At 42.9% G+C, this 238-nt stretch carries 1 protein-coding gene; it reads right to left on the reverse strand.

What is annotated here, in order from left to right; genetic code table 11:
- A partial coding sequence (locus ACP45E_RS21560) for a GNAT family N-acetyltransferase (RefSeq protein ID WP_141707481.1) occupies positions 1 to 238 on the reverse strand: 238 nt, incomplete at both ends.

The following is a 238-nucleotide window of genomic DNA, read 5'->3' on the forward strand; positions in this document are numbered from 1 at the left end:
CAAATGTACCCGTACCAAGCTCAATACGATTGATTCCCTTGCTTGGTAGCTGAGATAGAACAAGCTTTAGTAACTTAGAACCAATACCCTGACCTTGCAGCTCTGGAGATACCGATACATTAAATATCTCAGCAAGGCTGTTGGTCTGCGCTTTAACTATACAAGCAGCAAAAACTCGTCCGCTGTCTAATGCAGCAAAACACCATGAGTCAGGTAAATATGAAGCGATACTAGCTTC

The sequence above is a fragment of the Vibrio genomosp. F10 str. 9ZD137 genome (assembly GCF_049974785.1).
Classification (GTDB): Bacteria; Pseudomonadota; Gammaproteobacteria; order Enterobacterales; family Vibrionaceae; genus Vibrio.